This window comes from bacterium, assembly GCA_040755795.1.
Lineage (GTDB): Bacteria > UBA9089 > CG2-30-40-21 > CG2-30-40-21 > SBAY01 > JBFLXS01.
The window spans coordinates 1-1,505 of sequence record JBFLXS010000654.1 but is presented as its reverse complement, the minus strand read 5'-3'; the positions used below and the strand labels follow the sequence as shown (position 1 = coordinate 1,505).

The following is a 1,505-nucleotide window of genomic DNA, read 5'->3' as shown; positions in this document are numbered from 1 at the left end:
TAAAGGAACATCAAAACTTATACTGATAGAACCTTTAGAAGTAAGTAATAAAGTAGTATTAGTAGCAAAAATTACAGTATTGTCTGGGTTCATTACTTTTAGTTGAAGATTAGTATTGTATTCAATAGATTTTTTATTTGTAATCTTTAAAGTAGTATATACCGTTTCTCCTTTTGCATAAATCTTGTTATCCGTAGTAATATTTAAATTTACTTCAGCTTCTACTATCCAGACCCCATGTTCACATCTTGCTACTGCACCGTTAAAGAACCAGGTATCAAAAATCGTACCTGGATATAACCCAAAATAAGTGCTGGTAGATAAATACACCTCTCTTTCATACGGAAAACTTTTTTGAGAATGTGCCGGGACATTTATACCTGTAATTGTACCGATATGAGCCCACCATCTACCCCCTTTCTCATGTACCCCAACACCAATATTGCCATTTACCACATCTTCATCTGTATCATTTTTGATAAAGATAGTATAGGCTACCTTTGCTCCTTTAACTGCATTCTCATCTGCTACTGCCCAGATTTTGTATCCTTTAAGTCTATTTTCTGGAATGTGATGTTGCGAAATTGCAAATTGACTACCTGCGGTTTGTGGTTGGATGGTATTGCCTGAGTTATCGTGTAACTCATAATCTATCCTGTAAATGCCCATCTTATTGAGGGATGAGAGAGGAGGGATGAGGGATGAGGGAAGACTCAATTCCCTTGTCTGATTCGGTAAAAGGGCGGGTGTAATGTCCAGGGTATAAGGTGGCAGGGGCTTTTTATCCGGGTCTATTACCTTAATCACTACCTTTTCTGCAGTTTGTGATTTGGAATTTGTGATTTGTAATTTAGTAGTTATCGTCCCATTTGGTTTAGTCTCTGGCATCTCATCCCTCATCCCTAATCCCTGCTCCCTAAACTTTGCCCAGGTGATTAAATCACGAATTAAATTCGTTTCATCTGTTGACCAATGTGAATGCCCATAACCCCAATCTGTATACAAACTACAGGCTACTACATAACCTTTGCCGTATTGATACATGATTAACATTGGCTGCTGATTTTTTACCCGTCGCAATATCACCTTTGCCTCGCCCCATTGTGTAAAATACCCATCTGCATTAGCATCAAGATTAGCCGAATCTTGCCCGGCCATGATTGGATGATACTCATCGATATAACCTGCATTTGTCCAGCATGATTGGTCTTCATTTGCCCCGTAGCCTGTAACAGTTCCAGGTAAAAACTCAAATTCATAGCCATACTTCTGCGTAAAACATACTACTACACCCCCTTCCTCAACATATTTGCGTAACCTCCATTCCAATATTTCAGAGGTATCTACACCACTCAATCCATAGCTTGGAATAACCAGCACCTTGAAATCCTGTAACTTTCTCTGGAGTTCAGGCTTTAGCCTTTCATTTTTAGTAAGGAGAGATGGAGAATAGGGAGAAAAGGAGAGAATTCTTTTAATATTTTTCTCCATTTCCTTCTTTCTCC

The 1,505-nt window shown here is 38.7% G+C and carries 1 protein-coding gene; it reads right to left on the bottom strand.

Annotation, left to right across the window (positions count from 1 at the left end; translation table 11 throughout):
• On the bottom strand, positions 1-1,491 hold a 1,491-nt coding region (locus AB1414_20655), incomplete at its 3' end, for a hypothetical protein (protein MEW6609821.1).
• Between the last annotated feature and the right edge of the window lie 14 nt (positions 1,492-1,505).